Below are 2,535 nucleotides of genomic sequence, written 5' to 3' on the forward strand. Positions count from 1 at the left end.
TAGCCGCTGCCTCCTATGTCCCGTGTTGCATGGCCGCCTTTACGAGGCGGGTCAACGTAGCACTGGACATAGTTCGATGCTGGACATAGTTCCGCCTATGCCCAACGGGACATAGGCGGAACATTCCCGCGAGCATTTGATAGCTGCTCGAGCCATCGTGCGCGTTCAAAACAATGATCTCGTTGGCCTCACTGCCGGTGATCTGGCTTGCGTGGCGCAGTCGGATCATGTGCTTCGTGAACTCGCGGCGGTCCTCTCGGCGCACGCGCGTCTGGGTGACCATGAAAGGTTGAAAGCCCTCCCCTCGCAGTTTGTTGAGCACCACGGAAGTTGGGATGTAGCTGTAGCGATTCGACCGGCTGTCATGGGCTTCTTCAGCAAAGATCGAAGGGGCAACCAAGCGGATCTGGTCATCGCTCAGCGGAACAGGAGAACGCAGGACGGGGGAACGGGAAGCGAAACGAGAAGCGAGTTGCATAGTGATTCTCCAAGAGTGTTGTGGCAAGCGCAAGGCCTGTGCCGGTTACAAAAACGGTCCGTGGGCGTCTGCCCTGACCGAATACCCTCTTGAATGCCGCGACGCCGCTGATAACTTCCCGCAAATGAAAACGCCCCCTGGTCAATGACCGAGGGGGCGGGGGTTTAGGTTGCCGACAAGCGGGGCGCTCTCTTTCGGGCGGCAGCTATCCTTGTCGCCAAGCCGCCTTCAACACGGCGTCAGACGCGACGTCCGGGGAATCGCGACGGTCCCAGAGTTGCTTGAGCACGACTGGCTGGCCTTCCACGACTGCCTGTGCGTCCGATCTGCAAAGTTCGGCGGTGTGCTCGATGAGCTCGATGATTCTTTCTTCCCACTGGAAGTAACTGGTGTAGGTCACTGATTGATCCCCATTGAAGCTGGTTTCGTGCCCGGGCGGAAGCCAAGGACGCCGGAAATGCGATCCGTCGCGTGACGGTGCTACGCATGCAGGACCAATTGCGCTGTCGCTTCAGATAACAAAAAACCCCCGCTGCTAAGGGCGCGGGTTGTGAGTGGCCGACGTGGCGATCAACCAATACGGAGGTACTCGATTTCTACCTGTTGAGCCAAGGTGTTCAAGAAGGCTGAGTCGAGTGCCTCTTGGGAGGCTTCGCGGGGCGCCATGAAATCCACCTGCAGGCGTTCGCCAGCGTGGGCCATGAAGCCGCTGTAGAAGGCCGACTGCGGGGTGGAGAGCCATTCTTGCACCTCGTCGCGCGTGACGTGGTGCCGGGGCCGAGAACCCTCGATCGACTTAAACAAGTCCGAATACCTTGTCCAAAGGTCGATATCGACACTGCACTGCAGCAATGAGCGGCATGTCCTAGCAGGGTGACTAGCTGATCTACTGTGGTTGCATACGCGTTCATGGCTTCCACTCGCTGAGCCTCTTCGCAATCATCTGAGGTCAAGTCCGTGATGCGTTCACTCGCAGCCCGCTGCGCCTGCTGTACATCCAAGACGGCTGAAAGGGACTGGTTGCTCTGTGAGGTTTCCATTTGATTTCTCTTGTTGAGGGTAGGGCGGATTAAATTTCCTGATGGGTATCCACATCACTTGATGAAGCCGAACTAATAACGGCGAGATGGCAGTCGGCGAAGGAGTACAGATTCCCGAAGCAGCGCCAGAAAAGCAAAAAGGCCCGAGCGGGCCTTTAATCTATAAAATTGGAGTGGTGATCTACGCGGGGATGAGGTACTCTTCGCGATTTACATCAGCGATCCACTTTGGCGGCTTACCTCGGCCGGTCCAGGTTTCGCCAGTCGATGGATTGCGGTACTTTGGTGCAACCTTGGTGCCGGCCCTCGAAGAAACCGCCTTGCGCTTCCCGAAGACATCTTCCGACGTCAGTCCAAATTCCGCCACCAGTGCCCGGGCCTTAGCAGTCGCATCAGACAGTTCTCGGTTGCGAGCCTGCTGAATCTGGGCATCCAGCGAATTCCGCTGCTCAAGCAGTTCTTTATAAGTTGTCATCTTTCAATTCAATGGTGGAATAGACTAGAACATCATATCTTTAATTTGGCGACAAGCAAGCTACTAATCACTGTCATCTGAAAATTCATCACACAAATTACCGTTGCGAGCTTGCAGTGCGCGAGATTCACTTGCTGGAGGCACAGGGATTCCATCGGGAACCGTGCTCTGCGACGCGGGGGGAATCCAGAAATCAGAAATCAGTTTCCAAGCGAGCTGTTTGCTTTGAGCTCGTGTAAGTCGTTTTCGTCCATAGTCGGCGGGCGGGCTACTAATACTGGGGTTGGGCATTTGCTTTCCTAGAAACAACAAACCCCCGGGCCTCCAGAAAGCGAGTAGCCTCCTCTATGCGAGATTGCTCTTCCGGATTCAGCTCAGGGAGGATTTGGTATCGCCCGTCCACGAACTGCACCTTGCCTAGGTGTCGCATCCCGTACGATCATATGGTCGCTTGTGAAACAGGTGCGGGTGGGTCTGGTACCACTCTTTCATCGCCTGCATCGGCGTACTGCTCTTGAGCGCTGACTGCGGTAACTGGTGGT

The 2,535-nt window shown here is 56.0% G+C and carries 3 protein-coding genes and 2 pseudogenes; all 5 read right to left on the minus strand.

The annotated features are described in order from the left end of the window. Positions 1-115 precede the first annotated feature (115 nt). A pseudogene (locus NFX52_RS29710) lies at positions 116-478 on the minus strand (DUF932 domain-containing protein); the annotation flags it as partial. A gap of 205 nt (positions 479-683) precedes the next feature. Next, positions 684-878, minus strand: coding sequence for a hypothetical protein (locus tag NFX52_RS29715; protein ID WP_055392888.1), 195 nt, complete (start codon positions 876-878; stop codon positions 684-686). Between the two features lie 170 nt (positions 879-1,048). Further along, positions 1,049-1,282 carry a hypothetical protein gene (locus NFX52_RS29720; protein WP_156358544.1) on the minus strand — a complete coding sequence of 78 codons (234 nt, stop codon included), beginning with the start codon at positions 1,280-1,282 and terminating at the stop codon, positions 1,049-1,051. A gap of 417 nt (positions 1,283-1,699) precedes the next feature. Next, on the minus strand, positions 1,700-1,993 hold the full coding sequence (locus NFX52_RS29725; RefSeq protein ID WP_055392892.1) for an H-NS histone family protein: 294 nt from the start codon (positions 1,991-1,993) through the stop codon (positions 1,700-1,702). A gap of 417 nt (positions 1,994-2,410) precedes the next feature. Beyond that, positions 2,411-2,535 (minus strand): annotated as a pseudogene (locus NFX52_RS29730) (IS481 family transposase); the annotation flags it as partial.

The organism is Acidovorax facilis (assembly GCF_023913775.1).
GTDB classification, from domain to species: Bacteria; Pseudomonadota; Gammaproteobacteria; order Burkholderiales; family Burkholderiaceae_C; genus Acidovorax; species Acidovorax facilis.

Coding starts and splice junctions, on each gene's coding strand:
- NFX52_RS29725 (WP_055392892.1), bottom strand. CDS start 1,993: ATGACAACTTATAAAGAACTGCTTGAGCAGCGGAATTCGCTGGATGCC.